Source organism: Arsenophonus endosymbiont of Crataerina pallida (assembly GCF_964020125.1).
Classification (GTDB): Bacteria; Pseudomonadota; Gammaproteobacteria; order Enterobacterales; family Enterobacteriaceae; genus Arsenophonus; species Arsenophonus nilaparvatae.
Genome location: NZ_OZ026540.1, coordinates 990,259 through 1,009,720 on the forward strand (window position 1 = coordinate 990,259; position 19,462 = coordinate 1,009,720).

Consider the following 19,462-nt stretch of genomic DNA (forward strand, 5'->3'; position numbering starts at 1 on the left):
TTAGATTATTTAGCATGAAATAATCATTATGATCATGGCAATAATCATACATACCAGCAAAAGGAATTTGCTATGCCAAATATTGGAGATTATCATCAAAGGCTTATTGGTAGTGATATTTTTATAGGAAAAACAGATAGTTTCAACGATAGATTTGCGGTAAGAAAAAGCTACGATATTATAAAAAAAATGAATGATATTCGTAATACCCTATTACTACCTTTTGCAACACTGACGAGATCTGAAATTTATAATAAAAATTTTGATCATCTTTGCCATTTTATTAAAGCCAGAATAGATGTTAAAAATAAAATCTCTATCAATCTTGCTGAAATAGAAAAAAGTATTGATTTAAATAAACCGCGTGATTTTAAATTAGAGTCACCTGCGAGAATGATTGAAACTTTATTTTCTGAAATAGAAGGTAAGAGCAATCATTTGATTGAGTTAAAAAATAATGGTTTCCTGTTGCTTAACAATAATGAAATAAATTTTTCTAAAGCAATGTATACATTTTCCTATCTTTATCATCAGTTAGATGAAGATAAGCAAGCTATTATGCAAAAAGAAATTGCTGATAAAATTTTTTTAGGTAGGCATTTTAATGAAAGTCAATCTAATTTATTAGTTCAAGTGTTGAAAAATATGGTTACACCCGAATCGATACTATATTCATATAGTTTGTTTAAAGCGGCTGATAATTTTATTCAATTAAAAAAATTTTTTCATCATCATTCTGTTCTTCATTATTTTATTAAACAACAAAAAAATGACATTATTAATTACTGTATTAAACCATTAGCTGAATTTTATTTTCAAGTTGATAATAAGAAGAAAGTTATTGAAGATCTAATTGATATAGTGATAAATAGAAAAAATAAATCTTTAACCAGCCAATAGCAGCAAGATCTTTATTATACAATAGAAAGTTATTTTAATATTTATCAAGCCAATTTTAGCAGCTTAAATCATAATGATTCTATTGATATATTTAAGAATGATTGGTGTCAAAAAAGCTACACTCAACATCTCCTCAAGGAGAACAGTTTATTGTCGTTAACGGCTCCAGAAAGGGTAATATATAATGTAAGAAACACATTTGCAGACTAACGAGGAATAATTTTTTTCAATCGTTTAAAATGCCTTTCAAACAATGATCTGCCTGGTTAGGTGGATTATTTAACTTGATATAGCTCACATTTATTTCACTCCGCCAATATTATGTGTAAAATAACAGCATATGTGTAGATGCCTACCGGCAAGCTACTGCTTGGCCAGAGTCATTTAATCCTTTCCAGTTAGATAATATGGTAACAATTTGTGTCTATTGAAAATTTAAGAAATATCGCCATCATCGCCCACGTCGATCATGGAAAAACGACACTGGTCGATAAATTATTACAACAATCTGGCACCTTTGGTGAACGTAATAACCTCGATGAACGTGTGATGGATTCCAATGACTTGGAAAAAGAACGTGGCATCACGATTTTGGCAAAAAATACCGCCATCCAATGGCATGATTATCGAATTAATATTGTTGATACACCAGGGCATGCTGATTTTGGTGGTGAAGTCGAACGGGTTATGTCAATGGTTGATAGTGTGCTGCTATTGGTTGATGCAATGGACGGTCCGATGCCGCAAACCCGCTTCGTTACCCAAAAAGCCTTTGCTCATGGTTTAAAGCCAATTGTGGTAGTCAATAAAATCGATCGCCCAGGCGCAAGACCTGATTGGGTTGTTGATCAGGTTTTTGATCTGTTTGTCAACTTAGGGGCGACTGATGAGCAACTGGATTTTCCTATCATTTACGCCTCAGCCTTAAATGGTATTGCTGGAATCGATTACAATGATATGGCGGCAGACATGACGCCACTCTATGAAGCAATTGTAAAATATGTTGCTCCGCCGCAGGTTGATCTGGCGGGTGCTTTCCAAATGCAAATATCTCAGCTTGATTACAACAATTACTTGGGTGTTATTGGTATTGGTCGCATTAAGCGTGGCGCAATCAAACCAAATAAAACCATCACTATTATCGACAGTGATGGCAAAACACGTAGTGGTAAAGTGAGTAAGGTATTAACGCATTTAGGATTAGAGCGTATCGATTCTGAAATTGCCCAAGCCGGTGATATTATTGCCTTAACGGGTCTGGGAGAATTAAATATCTCATATACCTTATGTGATCCAAATAATATTGAGGCATTGCCAGCACTGGCTGTTGATGAACCAACGGTAAGTATGTATTTTTGTGTTAATACCTCACCATTTTGTGGTCGTGAAGGAAAATATGTTACTTCCCGTCAAATTTTAGATCGCCTGAAAAAAGAGTTAGTGCATAACGTTGCATTACGTGTGGAAGAGACTGAAGATCCTGACGCTTTCCGTGTTTCAGGTCGTGGTGAGCTGCACCTTTCGGTATTGATTGAAAACATGCGCCGTGAAGGTTTTGAATTAGCTGTTTCTCGACCAAAGGTTATTTTCCGTGAATTTGAAGGTCGTAAACAGGAACCTTTTGAACAGGTTACACTCGATATTGAAGAGCGGCACCAAGGCGATGTTATGATGGCATTAGGTGAACGTAAAGGTGAATTGCGCGATATGTTGCCTGATAGTAAAGGACGGGTACGGCTTGATTATATTATTCCAAGTCGTGGACTAATTGGTTTTCGAACTGAGTTTATGACCATGACATCAGGGACCGGTTTGCTGTATGCAACCTTTAGTCACTATGATGATGTTCGTCCTGGTGAAATTGGTCGCCGCCAAAATGGTGTCATGATCTCAAATGGTCAAGGTAAAGCGGTAGCTTATGCACTTTATAGTTTGCAAGATCGCGGTAAATTATTCCTTGGTCATGGTGCTGAAGTGTATGAAGGACAAATTATTGGCATTCATTCTCGTTCTAATGATCTAACTGTCAACTGTTTAACGGGTAAAAAATTGACCAACGTGCGTGCTTCAGGGACAGATGAAGCGACAACTTTATCGCCGCCGATTAAAAAAACATTAGAACAGGCGTTAGAATTTATCGATGATGATGAATTAGTGGAAGTTACGCCACAATCAATTCGTTTAAGAAAACGTTATTTGACCGAAAACGATCGCCGTCGTGCCTATCGAAATAAAGAAGTTTAAATAACAAAAAATTGTTTGATTTAATATAAATAAAAGGCGTATTAAACGCCTTTATTTTTTTATCTATTGATTGCTCAAATCCAATTATTATTTAGCATAACGACAAAATTTACTGTCAGCGACCTGTTGAAAATACTTTAAATGTTCAATCAGTGCAGTGTGGCAGTATCATTTATATTTGATATTGATACTGGCTAATACTGATTAAAATCGTAGATCACTAATAAAATATCGTCATCGCTTAGTAACCGTCAGTCAAGCTACTTATGTAAAACATAAGTGATTTGTTATTTCACTGATAATAGTACTACTATTGTTCTATACATATTGGTAAAAATTGGGCATCTGTTATCAGATTATTTGTCTAACCAGCTGCGATCAATTGTTCAATAGTAAATATTAAACTAAAGTTACGGTTAATTTAATTAGAATGTTTTTATATGTTTAGCAGTGCCAGATGAGCCATTATAAACTTTGACCGTTAAATTGCGCCCGTTTACATCAACGACCAGAAAGTCACCTTTAAATAATGCTCCGCTATTGTAAACCTTAACATTGCCAAAGAGTTCATGATTGCCATAGGGATTCTCTTGTGCAACTTGATGAGTATGACCAACAAAAACAGCTTTAACATTATAATCACTCATAAAACGTCTAAATCTATTTTTTTCTTCAGTGCTACTCTGATGGATAAAATGATCAGTGCCATCATGAATATTTAATACGATAGTTTTGCCTCTTTGCTTGGCGCTTTTTAGATCAGATTCTAACCAATCCATCGATTGGGTTACGTTGATGGTCGCCGCCGCCCAGTGATCTAGCACTACATGATAAGTTGGATAATTTTGTAACTGTACATAATGAATATCACCATAATTCCATGAATATGCTTTACTTCCCGAATACTCACCACTGTCGTATGAAAAATTAATTGAAGTAGGATAATGACGGTATTCTTCTATTCGATAATGCATGTCGAATACCATTCCTCTTGCACAGGCATTCATACTGTAATCAGAATTGCTGGGTTCACTACAATTACCGACATTGTTTTGGTAATCATGATTACCTAATCCAACGTAAACATCGAAATTTAATGCGTTTGGCGAAAAAAATTCACGATAACTTTCTCTTTGACTTCTACGTCCATATTCAGTGAGATCACCATTAATAATTCCAAATGGGACATGAAGAGAATTATTCAGTGAAACAATACTATTGCGAACTGGATTTAATTTACTATGCCATCTACTTCTATCATCATTAGGATCATTATCAACTAATGCTAAACGCCAAGCTTGTGGATCTGACATAACAAAAATACTGTATGAAGAATTAAGTGCTTCAATTTTATTTTCCATAATTTAAAACCTTAAATAAAATTATAAATAATTAGTGTTGTGTAACTGATTAAAGAATATATATAAAATAAAAATGAAAGTTTAATAAAAACAATTACTTTTAAATTAAATTTACTTATATAAAAAATTTATTAATAATTAAATAATTATCATGTTTAAAAATAAAAAATATATTTGGTGAGTTTTGTTTTTATTTTAAAATGGTTTTTTTATTTATATTATTTCATATTAAAAACAATAACATTATTACTTTAGTATCATAATAGTTAATTAAAATTAATTAATTTAGAATAATAATTTTAAATTAAGGTGGGTTGAATATTTGAGATGCTTTTTTTCTGTCACGAATAAAAAAGCAGTGCAAGATTTAACCAAAAAACCAATTAAATACCTTTTATAATCAACTAAATGATAGATAGTTTTGTCTATAACAAATATTTTATTGATAAATGAGATTGGCCGATTGGATATAAATAATTCGATATAATCTGAAAATGTTATCCATTTTGTTCAATATATTATTCTTGTTTTGCTGATAATTATTTTAATTTATTCAAACTAAAAAAAGATTAAAATTGTAACACTTGTCACAGCTAGTCGTTAAATATGTTATTACCTATGGGATCAATTTTATTTATTATAAAAAAATTCTATTTTGACAAATAATTATTTTCTTCTGTTTGATCCTTTTAATAATGATATAGTAAAGTTTATATCAGTCACTATGGAGAGAATTTATGCTGTATATTTTCGATATGGGTAATGTAATTATTAATATCGACTTTAATCGAGCGCTACGGGTTTGGAGTGAATTAAGTAAGATTCCTATCGCCAGTTTGGCGCAAAATTTTGAACTAGATGAAACAGTGAAACTACATGAATGTGATAAAATTTCTGATTTTGAATTTGCTGAATTTACCAGTGAAAAATTAGGTTTATCATTAAGTTTTGAAGAGTTTGCACTGGGATGGAACGCTATTTTCGTTTCATTGCGTTATGATGTAATCGAAATTATGACCCGTTTACGTAAGCAAGGCCATCGTGTGGTTATTTTGTCCAATACAAATCGTTTACATCAAAATTATTGGCCTAGTCATTATCCTGAAATCGCGGCTTCTTCAGATTTTCTCTACTTATCCCAAGATCTCGGCATGCGTAAACCTGATCTGGCAATCTATAAATATGTTTTACAATCAGAGGGATTTGCTGCTGAAAATGCTATTTTTTTTGATGATAGCGAGGAAAATGTTGCTGCTGCCACACAGTTGGGTATTAAAAGCTGGCATGTTAGCGATAAAAATACTGTCGCAAAATATTTTGCTAACTATGATTTCAGCATCCCTGCCAAACAGTAGTTATCAATATGACTGAAATAATACTTAATTTAATGTTATCTTTGTTTTAGTACAGGATTTGTATGATTGCCTTAATTCAACGTGTGACTCAGGCTAATGTGATAGTTGAACAAAAATGTGTTGGCCAAATTGCAGAAGGTTTATTAGTGTTTTTGGCTATTGAAAAAGAAGATAATGAGCAAAAAGCTCAACGGTTGTGTGAAAAAATAATTGGTTATCGTATTTTTAACGATGAGCAGGATAAAATGAATTTGAGTATTCAGCAAGTAGGTGGCAGTTTGCTGGTTGTTTCGCAATTTACTTTAGCAGCTGATACAAAAAAAGGAATGAGGCCTAGCTTTTCAAATAGTGCAACTGCCAATAAAGCTAATGCACTATATCATTATTTTATTGAGCAGTGCCGATTGAGAGGAATAAAAGCAGAAACAGGACAGTTTGCTGCTGATATGCAAGTTAGTTTAACGAATAATGGTCCAGTAACATTTTACTTGCAGGTTTAGTTATAAACTCTGCCATTATTTATTAAAAGGAGAGAATTTTATGTACCATCTACGAGTACCAAAAACAGAAGCCGATTTTAAAAATTATTATCAGTTTCGTTGGGAGATGTTGCGTAAACCTTTCCATCAACCACCCGGCTCTGAAAAAGATGGTTATGATTCCACGGCGCATCATCAGATGATAGTGAATGAAGCCGGTCAAATACTTGCCATTGGTCGATTGTATATAAATGCAGATGATGAAGGTGCTATCCGTTTTTTATCTGTTCATCCGAGTATGCGAGGCAAAGGATTAGGAAAACTGATTGCCATGGCATTGGAATCAGTTGCACGGCAGGAAGGTGTAAAAAGAATTGTTTCTAGTGTCCGTGAGGAGGCTGTTCCTTTTTTTCGTTGTTTAGGATTTAAAAATCGTGGTCCTATTGCAAGCCAGCTTCTTACACCGGTGAAGCATTTTTTGATGATAAAAAAGGTGCAAACCCTGGATAAAATTTTACGTAGACCTGATTGGTGTAATCAATTACAAAAAATTTGGCACGAAAAAATTCCGTTAAGTGAAAAGATGGGAATAAAGATAGTGCAGTATACCGGCCAGAGTTTTATCACCAGTATGTCTGAAGGTAGAAATCAAAATCCTCACCATAGCATTTTTGCCGGTAGTCAGTTTTCACAAGCCACTTTAACCGGCTGGGGGTTAATATGGTTATTACTACAGGAAAGACACCTGGGTGGTAATATTATTTTGGTTGATGGTCATATTCGTTACCATAAACCGATTGTTGGCCGTCCAAATGCAGTCGCCGATCTTTGTAATATACGCGGTGCTTTAGATCGACTGGCTAGAGGATGTCAAGCTGTAATTGAGTTAGATGTCGATATTGGTAGTGATAAAAGCGCTCACGCCTCACTATTTACCGGCACTTACATGGTATTAGCTGATGGCAAAAAACAGAAATGATCTGACAGCCTGGCCATGATGCCAAAATTGGCAGCTAATCGATGCAACTAAGGTTTTTCGTCGTTGGCGGTAGTCAGTGGTATTTGACTATCATTTTGTGCCGTTATTTCGCCTTTGCTCATAGAGTAAGCCTTTTTTTCTCCGCTAAGTGTTTAATAGGATAGTTCTCCGGTCAATGTTTGCGCGATTGGATTGGCCAACAAGTTGCCTTTCAGAGTGAAATTGAAATCCGCTAATGTCTGTATGGGTAAATTTTTCCATCCCCATTGATTTAATATTGCTAAATCAACATTTATTCCATTGGCTGATAATGAAAAAGCATTATCATTGGCCTGCTGTTGAATATTAGTGGTGAATTTTACTAAGCCATTTTCGATATTGGTATTGAGCTCGACCGTAAAAGAGTGATCGCTATGGGGAGAAATTTGTATATAGGGTTGTCGTAACATAACTTTATTTAAGGTACCACTGCTCGCTGTAAAGGCGCCTTTTCCTTGCCATAATCCCCATTTTTTTTGTTTGATCAAATCCATATTGGTTAAGTAACCATTAACATTAGTCAATTCAAAGGGAAAATTGGCGTTGATATCCATCAGTAAGGAATTAGTTAATTTAAAATTAGTAATATGTAATGAATTCAGCCAATTGGCGACGGGTGTTTTAAAAAAACTAAACCAATCATCTGCTAATTGATAACGTATACCTGCTAATTGAGCATTAATAATATTGATAAATTGCTGTTTGGTATGCCAGTTTGCTTCAATGTTAAAAAGGCCTTTGTCATAATAACCAGCAAGACGGTTAAAATGCAAAATATCATTGGTAAATGTCATATCAGCCATTAATTGACTAATTTGTTGATTTTTATATATTAATTCATCAACATTTAGACTCAGTTGACTGCTCGGACTGTTCCAATTGCCAGCGGAAAGGACTATATCAGCCACTTTACCTGATAAACCGGCAATCGCCCAATCTTTTCCTTGGAAGTGGGTATTAGTCAAATTCAGCTCTTTTATGGACAATGTTTTAATATCTCGTAGCTTATTGAACAATTGGGAGAGTGATGAAGAAAATTGCCACCCGGTATTGGTTAACATCAGTTTTGCTAAAGTAATTGCTTGATCGGTGTATTGAACAGCTTTGGCATTAATAACCCCGTTATTGAGGTAAGCGGTAAGCTCATCGATAAAAAGAGAATTGATTTTATAGCTTCCCTTTGCTAGCAGGGTTGTTAAATGAATATTATTAATCTCAAACTGTTCGGTAGTGAATTGAAAATTTCCCTCCCCAAATGGGTTATCAGCAGTTGGTTGCCAGGGGGTTATTCCACCCGTTATATTGCTTGCCAGCAAGCCAATATTACCGATTCGATAGCTAACGTTCATGTTTTCAAGTTGCAATATTTTGCTGCTAAAAGGAAAAATCTGGCGGGAAGAGGGTAGCGTTAACTCACCTTCAGTAACAACCAACCGATGTAACCATGAGCCTGAAAATATTTTTTGCCACAGCAATTCAAAGGTAATTTGTTTGGTATTTAGCTTAAAGCTATTTTGTTTATTATGGATAGCAACATCTTGCAATACAATTTCGCCTGGCGTAGTGAGATGATGACTTATCACACCTATTTTTACATCATATTGGGTATATTTACTGAGTAAGTCACTTAACTGTTTTGCTCCCCACTGGGTTTGTATGATCAGATAAATAAATATAATCAGTATAAGGAGCGTAAGAATCAGGTTTTTTAGCCAGCGCACCCGGATGTCCTCTTTATCATAATTGTTTAGTAACAATCTTGCTTTATGCTGTAATGAATTATTTGGCTTAATATTAAAATAAAAATAAATTATTTGGCTAATGAAATTTTTGATATCGTCAACAAAAAAGGATTTTGTTGCATTAACACCAGACAGTAGTTCAGCAAAGGTAGAGTTGTTGGTGTTAATGTAACAGAACTCACAAGAGTGGTTACAGTACCATAATCTTTGTTATGATAATTAAGTAGAATTGCTTATTTTTTAATACCAAAATGAAGCTACATTAGTTAAATTATTTTAAACCATAAAAACTTTAATATCTGCCAACATTTTTTCTGTTTAGCAAAAATTAATTATATATTAATCTATTTTACTTATATAAAAATTACTTAGTATCCATTAAAATCATTTTTATTATTCAATACGAAAAGTAATATTTTATCATCTGCTACTCTTACTTGGAGAAGATAGATTATTTTTTTTAATTTTAAATACTTAGCGGTATTTTTTATGTCTGTTAAATTAGTGGTATTATTTTTTAAACATTTAATTAAATTAATTAAAGCATCTTATTGAAAGCCTAGTTCGAGAAGAGAGCTATCTCTAACTTTTCTTTATAAACACTATTATTTGTTAAATAAGAAATTTTATCGATATTAATTATATTTTCATCTAAATCGATTTCTGTTAATTTTCTATTATTAATTATTTTTTATTATTGTCGGTTTCTTCAAATAATCTGTTTTCATTATTTATCTTATTTTTTACTAAAATATAGTTTTCATCAAAATTATTTGATATTTTGATTAAGTGTTTCTCATAAAATTTCATAGAATAAATTTAATATAAAACACTTCGTCAATTTTCACCATAAATATAACAATTTGTGAGCTTGGTCTAGGGTTGATGTTTTCTTTCTACAAAAAACAGCATGTTATTTAACAACTTCATTATGCATTAGAAGTCAAAATACTCTTAAAAACTATCAGTCTTATCAAATTTTTGGGTTTTTTACTTGTGTTCAAATAAAAAATTAACTTTAATCAATGAGCCTGCTTTTTGTGTTGTTACAAAACATTCCACAACATCTTATTTGTTCTTTCATAAAAACTAACAATAAAATGAGGTACGTAAATGTATCATCTTGATGTCTATGGCACCTTTGTTGCTGCCACCTTAGTATTATTACTTGGACGTAAACTTGTACAATCGGTTGCTATTCTAAAAAGATATACTATTCCTGAGCCCGTTGCCGGTGGGTTACTTGTTGCACTAGTTCTTCTGTTATTGAAAACAACTTTAGATTGGGGGATAAGTTTTGACCTATCTTTGCAAGAGCCCATGATGTTAGCCTTTTTTGCCACAATTGGCCTCAATGCTAATTTGCTGAGTCTAAAAGCGGGTGGCAAAACGCTACTTATTTTTATTTTCGTGGTGGTTGGCTTACTGTTGGTGCAAAATACGGTTGGTATTACTTTGTCAAAATTATTGGGTCTCGATCCATTGATGGGATTATTGGCCGGTTCCATTACGTTGTCTGGAGGCCATGGTACCGGTGGTGCTTGGGGTAAAATTTTTACCGAATATTATGGTTTTCAGAGTGCAACTGAAGTTGCGATGGCTTGTGCAACATTTGGTTTAGTATTTTGTGGATTGATTGGCGGCCCGGTAGCGCGCTTCTTGGTTCGTAATATAAAAACACCAGCAGTGAGCCAAAATTCAGAGGATGATAAAGAAACCCCTATGGCATTTGAAAAGCCACAAACAGGGCGAGTAATAAGTTCTTTAGTGTTAATAGAAACATTAGCCATGATTGCGATTTGTATGGTGGTGGGTAAATTGGTTTCGCAATGGCTATTGGACAGTTATCAGTTTACTTTACCTACTTTTGTTTGTGTTTTATTTACCGGAGTGATTTTAAGTAATAGCTTATCATGGGTTGGTTTCTACCGCGTATTTGATCGCGCAGTTTCAGTTTTAGGTAATGTTAGTTTGTCACTTTTTTTGGCGATGGCATTAATGAGTTTAAAACTGTGGGAACTTGCTTCGTTAGCCATACCAATGCTCATCATTTTGATAATACAAGCGATTGTGATGGGTTTTTATGCTATTTTTGTTACCTTTCCAGTTATGGGTAAAAATTATGATGCTGCAGTCCTCGCAGCCGGTCATTGTGGTTTTGGCTTAGGGGCAACGCCGACAGCAATTGCTAATATGCAAGCTGTAACAGAAAGGTTTGGTCCTTCTCATTTGGCTTTTCTTGTGGTACCGATGGTGGGTGCTTTCTTTATCGATATTATTAATGCATTAGTGATTAAATTTTATCTATGGCTACCCATTTTTTCAACGCCAATAATGAATGGATAGTAGGAATGTAATTAATATAACTGAGCCGCTGATATTTAGCGGTTTTTGCCTTGGCAAGTAATCGTTAATTAACTCAAGCGTTGCTATATTGTGAACGTTCAGGTAACCAACGTTCAATCAGCGCATTGGTGTGATTGGGATAATGTTGCTGCAAATATTGGGCGATATTTCTGATTTCAGGCAATAGGTCTTGATCGCGCATTAAATCAGCCACTTTGAATTCTGCATTTCCTGTTTGACGAGTACCTAACAACTCTCCTGGACCACGAATTTCCAAGTCTTTTTGCGCAATGATAAAACCATCATTGCTATCTCTAAGTACCTGTAAACGTAATTTAGTCGCGTAAGTGAGTGGGGTTTTATATAGTAAAACACAATGTGAGGCAACGCTCCCTCTGCCAACCCGGCCTCTTAATTGATGTAACTGAGCAAGCCCTAAACGCTCTGGATTTTCAATAATCATCAAACTGGCGTTTGGCACATCGACACCCACTTCGATAACTGTCGTTGCGACTAATAGTTGTAGTTTATTGGCAGTAAAATCTGCCATCACGTTTTGTTTTTCTACCGATTTCATCCGTCCATGAACTAAACCAATATTTAATTCAGGTAATAGGCGCGTGAGTTCTTCTTGTGTTGCTTGAGCGGCTTGTGCTTCAAGCACTTCAGAGTCATCAATTAATGTACATACCCAATAAACTTGTCGTTTTTCTATCTGGCAGGCCTTTTTTACTCGTTGAATAACTTCATTGCGGCGGGTGTCAGGAATGGCAACTGTTGTGACAGGAGTTCTGCCTGGAGGTAGTTCATCAATGATTGAATTATCCAGATCCGCATAAGCTGTCATCGCAAGAGTACGTGGGATCGGCGTTGCTGTCATGATTAGCTGATGAGGATAAATGCCGTGTTGCTGACCTTTTTCCCATAGCGCCAGACGTTGATGTACACCAAAGCGATGTTGTTCATCAATGATCACTAATGCTAAAGCGTTGAATTCGACTTGTTGTTGAAAAATGGCATGAGTACCAATTATCATTGCGACTTCGCCCTGTGCAATCGCTTTTTGTTGACTCAGTCTGGATTTTCCTTTCTGTTTTCCTGATAACCAACCTACTTGGATACCAAGTGGTTCTAGCCATTGGCGAAAAGTATTGGCATGCTGTTCTGCTAATAACTCGGTAGGTGCCATGAGTGCTGCTTGTTTACCATGTGCGATAGCACGAATTGCGGCAAAGAGCGCCACTAATGTTTTACCTGAACCAACATCGCCTTGCACTAAACGCATCATAGGGCTTGTTTTAGCCAGATCTGCTTCAATTTCACTGACAACTCGTTGTTGGGCTTTGGTTGGAGAATAAGGTAACCGTGCCAGTAATTGATGTTTTAATTTTTCTTCTGCTGGTAATGGCTGGGCGGAAAATTGTTGTGTTTCACTCCGAACCGTTAGCATACTTAATTGATGGGCTAATAACTCTTCAAATATTAATCTACGTTGCGCCGGATGCTTGCCCTTTTCCAGTAGATCCAGAGGGATATCGGGCGGCGGGCGATGAAGTGTTTGAATAGCCTGTGGTAAACTTATCAATCCTCGATTAAATGGCGTCGGGATCAACTCATTGATCGCACAAGTATCAAGTAGCGTTAGCGCTTGAGCAATAAGTTTGCGTAAAGTTATCTGACGTATCCCTTCAGTTGTTGGATAAATGGGTGTTAATGTATTTTATAACTCAATATGATCGGCATTAGGTTTTATTTTATATTCGGGATGAATAATTTCTGGTCCTAAATTACCTCGCCGGATTTCACCATAAGCGACGACGTATTTGCCGACTGCCAGACTATTCTTCATAGCGGTAGAAAAGTTAAAAAACCGCAGGGTTAATGTTCCTGAGCCATCACTAATGTGGCTGGTCATCATTCGCTTACGTCCAAATGCGATTTTAGTTTGTAATATTTCGCCGCTTACAGTCACAGAGTTACCCGGTTGAACTTCACTAATCGCATAAAGCTGAGTTTGATCTTCATAACGCAAAGGTAGGTGAAAGAGGAGATCTTGGATAGTACGAAGTCCCATTTTATTGAGCTTTTCTGCTTGCGTTTCACCAACACCGTTTAATGATGTTAATGGAATAGCATCAAGTAATTTCCCCCTCATGCGGTTAGTTCTCCAGAGTGCGTTTTTTACCTGGTACTTTAGACGATTGCATAGCTGCCCACCATGCATCACTGGCAACAATTTCGCCATGTTCGTTAATTAGTGGTCGGGGAAGTCCTTTATGTTTTGAAACGGCGGCTAATACCGGATAACCGCCCTCAAAAAGCCACGCCTGTTGCTCTTCTTCTGATAGCTGACTAAAAAGGCCGTCATACATATTGGCATTTTGTCTTTGCCGTTGCGCTTCATAAAGAATTAAAGCAGAAGCCACAGAGATATTTAATGACTGTACCATACCCATCATCGGAATATGAATATTGTGATCAGCCAGTGCGAGAGCTTGTTTGGAAATGCCCGCTCGCTCTTGTCCCAAGATGATACAGGTAGGTCGAGTATAATCTATTTGACGAAAATCGATCGCTTGGTTGGTAAGATGAGCGGCTAAGATTTGCATGCCCGCAGCTTTGCAGGTAGAAATTGCATTTTCAATAGTGGCATGAGTCTTTACTTTTACCCAATGATTACTGCCGGCTGCTGCTGCGGATAAGCTTTTGCTGTTATTTTTGCACCAGATTGCATGAATTTGTGGTATTCCAACCGCATCAGCGGTACGGATCACGGCAGAAATATTATGTGGTTTATGAACATTTTCAAGACAAACCGTCAGATCAGGTTGGCGCATGGCGATCACTTGACGAATGCGAGCATAACGTTTTGAATTCATAACTTAGTTCCGGTTACGGCTGATGCGTAAGACATCAGGCATGATACGGATTTTTTTCATAATATTAGCTAATTGAATACGATCCTTAGCGGTTAAGCGAATAAATGCGCAGTAGACACGCCCGTCTTTCTCTTCGATATTCATACTTTGAATACTAGAATTTGCACTATTAATTGCTGCTGTTAAATTAGCTAATGCCCCTTGGTGATTGATCATATCGACTTTAATTTCAGCAATGAAGTTGTTATTAACGCCCTCATCCCACTCTACTTGCATAAATTTCTCAGGCTCTTTTTGATAGCCTCGAATATTACGGCAAGACTCATGGTGTATGACTAAACCTTTACCAGGGCTAATATGAGCAACAATCGGATCACCGGGGATAGGGCGACAACATTTAGCAAAGGTAATTAATACCCCTTCTGCTCCTTTGATTGGTAGTTTACTACGGCTATCACTATTATCTGTGATAACGTTATTTATACTAGCATTACCTAACAAATTATGCGCTACAACGACACTCATGGTATTGCCAAGGCCAACTTCAGCGAGCAAATCATCAATTGAGTGAAGTTTCATTCTTACTAATTCTTTATTGATATTCTCTTGCGGAATATCGCCCAGTTTGTTGCCATTGCCTAAAGCGTGGTTGAGTAAGCGGCGGCCTAAACTAATTGAATCTTCTCGTTTAAGGTTTTTAAGTAATTGGCGTATTTTTGCTCTGGCTTTGGAACTAACAACGAAATTTAACCAAGCGGCGTTTGGCCTTGCGCCAGGTGCGGTAATAATTTCTATGGTCTGCCCGGTATTTAACGATTGAGACAAAGGATAGGGTTGGCGATCTACGCGGGCTCCAACACAAGCATGACCTATATCGGTATGAACAGCATAGGCGAAATCAACCGGGGTTGCGCCAGTGGGCAATTCGACAATTCTACCTTCGGGGGTAAAAACATAGATTTCGTCAGGAAAAAGATCTGATTTTACACTTTCGATGAATTCAAAAGAATTACCTGCACTTTGTTGAAGTTCTAATAGGCTTTGCATCCAGCGTTGTGCTCTAATTTGAGCGGTTGTGCTAGATTCTCCTTGTTCTTTATATGCCCAGTGAGCAGCGACACCCATTTCTGCCATTTGATCCATATCTTCGGTACGAATTTGTACTTCAATAGGTACGCCATGTGGGCCAATCATTGATGTATGTAAAGATTGATAGCCATTTGCTTTTGGGATCGCAATATAATCTTTCACTCGCCCTGGCCGAGGATTATATAAACTATGTACCTGCCCAAGAACGCGATAACATGTATCAACGTCTTTAACAATAATCCGAAAGGCATAAATATCCATAATTGAGTGGAAGCGTTGCTCTTTCAGGTGCATTTTGCGATATATTGAATAGAGATGTTTTTCTCGACCACATACTCGGCAAGGGATCTTGGCTTCCAATAATCGACCTTCAATTTCTGCCAAGATTTTTTGTATCATCTCTTTTCGGTTACCACGAGCGGCTTTTACAACCTCTTTAATAACTCGATAGCGATTGGGATAGAGAGCTTCAAAGCCTAGTTCTTCCAATTCAGTTTTGAGATGATGAATACCAAGACGATGTGCCAGCGGGCTATAAATTTCTAATGTTTCTCTCGCGATCCGGCGGCGCTTATCAGCACGAAGGGAACCTAAAGTACGCATATTGTGCGTTCGATCGGCGAGTTTGATTAAAATGACACGGATATCTTGCACCATGGCCATAATCATTTTGCGAAAATTTTCTGCTTGAGCTTCTTTTTTGTCACGAAAATTGAGTTTGTCGAGTTTTGATACCCCTTCAACCAGGCCAGCAACGGTTTTACCAAAAAGCTGTTTTATATCCTGAAAAGTTGTCGGGGTATCCTCGATAATGTCGTGTAATAATGCGGCCATTAATGTTTCATGATCTAAACGCATTACCGCTAAAATGCATGCCACCGCGACTGGATGGGTAATATAAGGTTCACCACTTGAACGGGTTTGGCCTTCATGTGCATCCTGGGCGACAAGATAAGCTTGTTTCAGTAACGATATATGCTCTTTTGGCAGATAGTCCTGAACGATTTGATTGAGGCTTTCAAACAGGTACAAGGCAGGCCTACCTTTTCAGTTAACGACGACCTTCAGCAATAGCGGACACTGCTTGCATTTCTGCCGCCTCTTGCTCCTGCTGTTCTTGACGTTCGCGGACATCAAGAATTTGAGCACTAATCAACCCTGATTCTATTTCGCGCAGTGAAATAACAGTGACCTTATCGTTTTCTTCTTTAACTAAAGGATTTTTACCATTAATTTGTAATTGACGCGCACGCCGTGCCGCCACTAAAACCAAGTCGAAACGATTACCAATTTTTTCTACTGCATCTTGAACTGTTACACGTGCCATAATATGACTCCAAAGATAAAGAAATGACCGGATATAATACTGAACCTTTACTCAGTCTGCCAATAATTTATTAATTAAAGTATTATGTCGCTGAATCTGACGTTCTAAACGTAGACGCTCAGATCGAATAATAGATTGTAAATCTCCCAATGCAGTATTGAAATCATCATTAACAATAATGTAATCATATTCGTTATAATGTTTTATTTCAGCGACCGCTTGTGCCATCCGCTGGTTAATCGTTTCTTCGCTATCTTGCCCGCGACCACGTAAACGGCGTAGTAACTCATTTTTAGAAGGCGGTAAGATAAAAATAGTGCGAGCGGAAGGCATTTTTTGGCGAATTTGCTGTGCGCCTTGCCAATCAATATCTAAAAATACATCGACACCGCTATTAATAATTTCTTCAATAACTGCCCGGGAAGTTCCATAATAATTGCCGAAAACGCAGGCATATTCAAGAAAATCATTATGCTTAATCATTTGCTGAAATTTGCTTTCAGTAATGAAATAGTAATGTTCACCGTTTTTTTCACCAGGGCGTATCGCTCTAGTGGTATGCGAAATAGAAACTTGTGTGTCATATAAAGGCTGAGTTTTTAATAAAGCCTGAATAAGACTCGATTTACCTGCACCACTTGGGGCAGACACGATATATAACGTTCCTTGGATCATGATGATTTCTTGATTAATAGGCTAATTAATTAATAAAAATTTTTTAAAAAGTACAAAAGCTCTTTAATAGTATACACATGCAATCAGTAACATACAGCTTTAGTAACATTTTTAATGAAAAATCTGAATTATTTTTGAAAATAATTACCATTTTTGCGAAGTGCTTTGAGAAAAAATGATTAATAAATATCTTCATAATTATTTTCTATTTACGACTTCCCAATAATGGAAATTGTATATTGAAAGTATTTTTCGTGAATGAAATAAATAGATGATTAAAATTATGCATGGATGCTGTTTATTATGAGATCTTTTATTTTAATTTCAGTCTACTATCGTCAGAGCTTTTTTTTATTATTGATTTTGCTAAATATAAACTCATCAATAGCGGAAAGCATGCAATGCCCTGATTGGCCTGAATTAGTTTTACATAGGGAAATTAAAGCAGTTAATTCAAAATTAAAAAGATGGAATAAAGCATATTATATTAATGGCCAAAGTTTGGTTAATGATGAAACTTACGATCAAATTTATGCGTTATGGAAACATTGGTCAAATTGCCTTCATCAGCCGATAAATAAAACTCATTCGCTTTCTTTACCCGTTAAAGGAAGAAAAGTTCATCCAGTTGCTCATACTGGCTTAAAAAAGATAACCGTTGATGAAGTCGCTAGATGGATAGCGGGTCGTCATGAAATTTGGTTACAACCTAAAGTCGATGGTGTGGCTGTTACATTGGTTTATCGAAAGGGTAAATTGGCTGCATTAATTAGTCGGGGTAATCGTGTAGAAGGGATTGATTGGTCTAAAAAAGCTGATTTTCTGCCAGCAATTCCCAAAAAGATCCCAAATCATGCCTCTCAATTAATATTACAAGGTGAACTGTTTTGGTATCAGCCTGGTCACCAACAAGCCATTATGGGTGGCACCAATGCCCACAATAAAGTTGCTGGCTGGTTAATGCGAAAGAATTTATTGGTTCAACAAGAGGAACAAATTGGAATATTTATTTGGAGTTGGCCTGATGGGCCATCGAACATGCAAACACAATTTGAACAATTAGAAAGTTGGGGTTTTCCGTTAACGAAACGTTATTCTCATTTGGTCAGTAGTGTTGATCAAATTACACAATGGCAACGCTATTATTACAATCAACCAATGCCTTTTGCAACAGATGGTATTGTATTAAAACAACTCCCCTATACTTTAGGCCAATATTGGCAAGTGGGCATAAATAACTGGTCTGTTGCCTGGAAATATCCGACACCACATAAGGTTGCTCAAGTTAAAACCGTTAAATTTAATATAGGCAGAACCGGAAAAATTAATCCTGTCATTGTTGTTTTACCCGTGGAAATTGATGGAAAACAGATCCGGTATATTAGTATGGGGTCATTAAACCGTTGGCAAGGGATGAAAATTTTGCCTGGAGACACGATACAAATATCATTATCTGGTCATGGGATCCCGAAATTTGACAAAATTGTTTGGCGAATTAAACAGCAGAAAATGCTGTCCGTACCAGAGCAAAAAAATTATCATCCATTAAGCTGCTTCTATTACTCAATGAGATGCGAAAGTCAATTTGTTGCTCGCTTAGTTTGGTTGGCAAAACAGCTTAAGATGCAAAGGATCAATGAGAAAGGCTGGTTAGCATTAATAAGAGCTGGAAAAATAACCAATTTAATAGATTGGGCTACTTTAACCCTGGAACAAATCAATGAAGTGGCAATCTTTAACGCCATTAAAGGAAAATCTATTTATCAACAATTTTTATCAGCTCAAAAACAGCCTTTTTCTAATTGGTTAAAAGGGCTTGGAGTTCCATTACCAGAAAAGCTTTTTAGCAAAATAACCTGTTGGGATGATTTATCATCTAAAGAGATAAATAGTGATATTTTATCTCGTAAACAACAGAAAAAGTTAGCGCAGTTTATTGAGCATAAAGATGTTAAACAGCTGGTAAAAATTTTGCGCCAAATTAATATAAATGGATTTACCAATGATAATCAGTTTAAGTAAAAAGTTACTGATTTAATTAGACATA

13 protein-coding genes and 1 pseudogene are annotated in these 19,462 nt (G+C 36.1%); 7 read left to right on the top strand and 7 right to left on the bottom strand.

Translation table 11 applies throughout. The features are described from left to right. The first annotated feature begins 72 nt into the window (after positions 1-72). Both AACL31_RS05040 and typA read left to right on the top strand, forming a co-directional pair. Complete coding sequence (locus AACL31_RS05040) at positions 73-900, top strand: hypothetical protein (RefSeq protein ID WP_310511756.1); 828 nt, start codon at positions 73-75, stop codon at positions 898-900. A 420-nt stretch (positions 901-1,320) separates the two neighbouring features. Further along, positions 1,321-3,144 carry a translational GTPase TypA gene (gene typA / locus AACL31_RS05045; protein ID WP_310511757.1) on the top strand — a complete coding sequence of 608 codons (1,824 nt, stop codon included), beginning with the start codon at positions 1,321-1,323 and terminating at the stop codon, positions 3,142-3,144. Positions 3,145-3,569: 425 nt separating this feature from the next. Here the strand turns inward: typA and AACL31_RS05050 are convergent, their stop codons facing one another. Beyond that, a complete protein-coding gene (locus AACL31_RS05050) occupies positions 3,570-4,505 on the bottom strand; it encodes a metallophosphoesterase (RefSeq protein ID WP_310511758.1) in 936 nt (311 codons plus the stop codon). Between the two features lie 737 nt (positions 4,506-5,242). Here AACL31_RS05050 and yihX point away from each other — a divergent pair. The 3 genes from yihX (at position 5,243) to fabY (ending at position 7,318) form a co-directional block, all read left to right on the top strand. Beyond that, complete coding sequence (yihX, locus tag AACL31_RS05055) at positions 5,243-5,860, top strand: glucose-1-phosphatase (protein ID WP_310511759.1); 618 nt, start codon at positions 5,243-5,245, stop codon at positions 5,858-5,860. A 62-nt stretch (positions 5,861-5,922) separates the two neighbouring features. After that, positions 5,923-6,360, top strand: coding sequence for a D-aminoacyl-tRNA deacylase (gene dtd, locus AACL31_RS05060; protein ID WP_310511760.1), 438 nt, complete (start codon positions 5,923-5,925; stop codon positions 6,358-6,360). Between the two features lie 40 nt (positions 6,361-6,400). Next, the gene (gene fabY, locus AACL31_RS05065; protein WP_310511761.1) at positions 6,401-7,318 is read left to right on the top strand and encodes a fatty acid biosynthesis protein FabY; all 918 of its coding nucleotides are present in this window, start codon (positions 6,401-6,403) and stop codon (positions 7,316-7,318) included. A gap of 152 nt (positions 7,319-7,470) precedes the next feature. Here the strand turns inward: fabY and AACL31_RS05070 are convergent, their stop codons facing one another. Next, positions 7,471-9,078, bottom strand: coding sequence for an AsmA family protein (locus tag AACL31_RS05070; RefSeq protein ID WP_310511762.1), 1,608 nt, complete (start codon positions 9,076-9,078; stop codon positions 7,471-7,473). Positions 9,079-10,212: 1,134 nt separating this feature from the next. Here AACL31_RS05070 and gltS point away from each other — a divergent pair. After that, the gene (gene gltS / locus AACL31_RS05075) at positions 10,213-11,445 is read left to right on the top strand and encodes a sodium/glutamate symporter (RefSeq protein WP_310511763.1); all 1,233 of its coding nucleotides are present in this window, start codon (positions 10,213-10,215) and stop codon (positions 11,443-11,445) included. 73 nt (positions 11,446-11,518) lie between these two features. Here gltS and recG read toward each other — a convergent pair. The 5 genes and pseudogenes from recG to gmk all read right to left on the bottom strand — a co-directional run bounded on the left by recG (position 11,519) and on the right by gmk (position 17,415). After that, a pseudogene (gene recG / locus AACL31_RS05080) lies at positions 11,519-13,600 on the bottom strand (ATP-dependent DNA helicase RecG). 4 nt (positions 13,601-13,604) lie between these two features. After that, on the bottom strand, positions 13,605-14,324 hold the full coding sequence (gene trmH / locus AACL31_RS05085) for a tRNA (guanosine(18)-2'-O)-methyltransferase TrmH (protein ID WP_310511764.1): 720 nt from the start codon (positions 14,322-14,324) through the stop codon (positions 13,605-13,607). 3 nt (positions 14,325-14,327) lie between these two features. Then, positions 14,328-16,445, bottom strand: a complete 2,118-nt coding sequence (spoT, locus tag AACL31_RS05090) for a bifunctional GTP diphosphokinase/guanosine-3',5'-bis pyrophosphate 3'-pyrophosphohydrolase (RefSeq protein WP_339053803.1) — start codon at positions 16,443-16,445, stop codon at positions 14,328-14,330. 19 nt (positions 16,446-16,464) lie between these two features. Continuing rightward, a complete protein-coding gene (rpoZ, locus tag AACL31_RS05095) occupies positions 16,465-16,740 on the bottom strand; it encodes a DNA-directed RNA polymerase subunit omega (RefSeq protein WP_310511766.1) in 276 nt (91 codons plus the stop codon). Between the two features lie 51 nt (positions 16,741-16,791). Beyond that, a complete protein-coding gene (gene gmk, locus AACL31_RS05100) occupies positions 16,792-17,415 on the bottom strand; it encodes a guanylate kinase (RefSeq protein ID WP_310511767.1) in 624 nt (207 codons plus the stop codon). A gap of 303 nt (positions 17,416-17,718) precedes the next feature. Here gmk and ligB point away from each other — a divergent pair, with 303 nt between their 5' ends. Further along, positions 17,719-19,437, top strand: a complete 1,719-nt coding sequence (ligB, locus tag AACL31_RS05105) for an NAD-dependent DNA ligase LigB (RefSeq protein WP_310511768.1) — start codon at positions 17,719-17,721, stop codon at positions 19,435-19,437. The last annotated feature ends 25 nt before the right edge of the window (positions 19,438-19,462 follow it).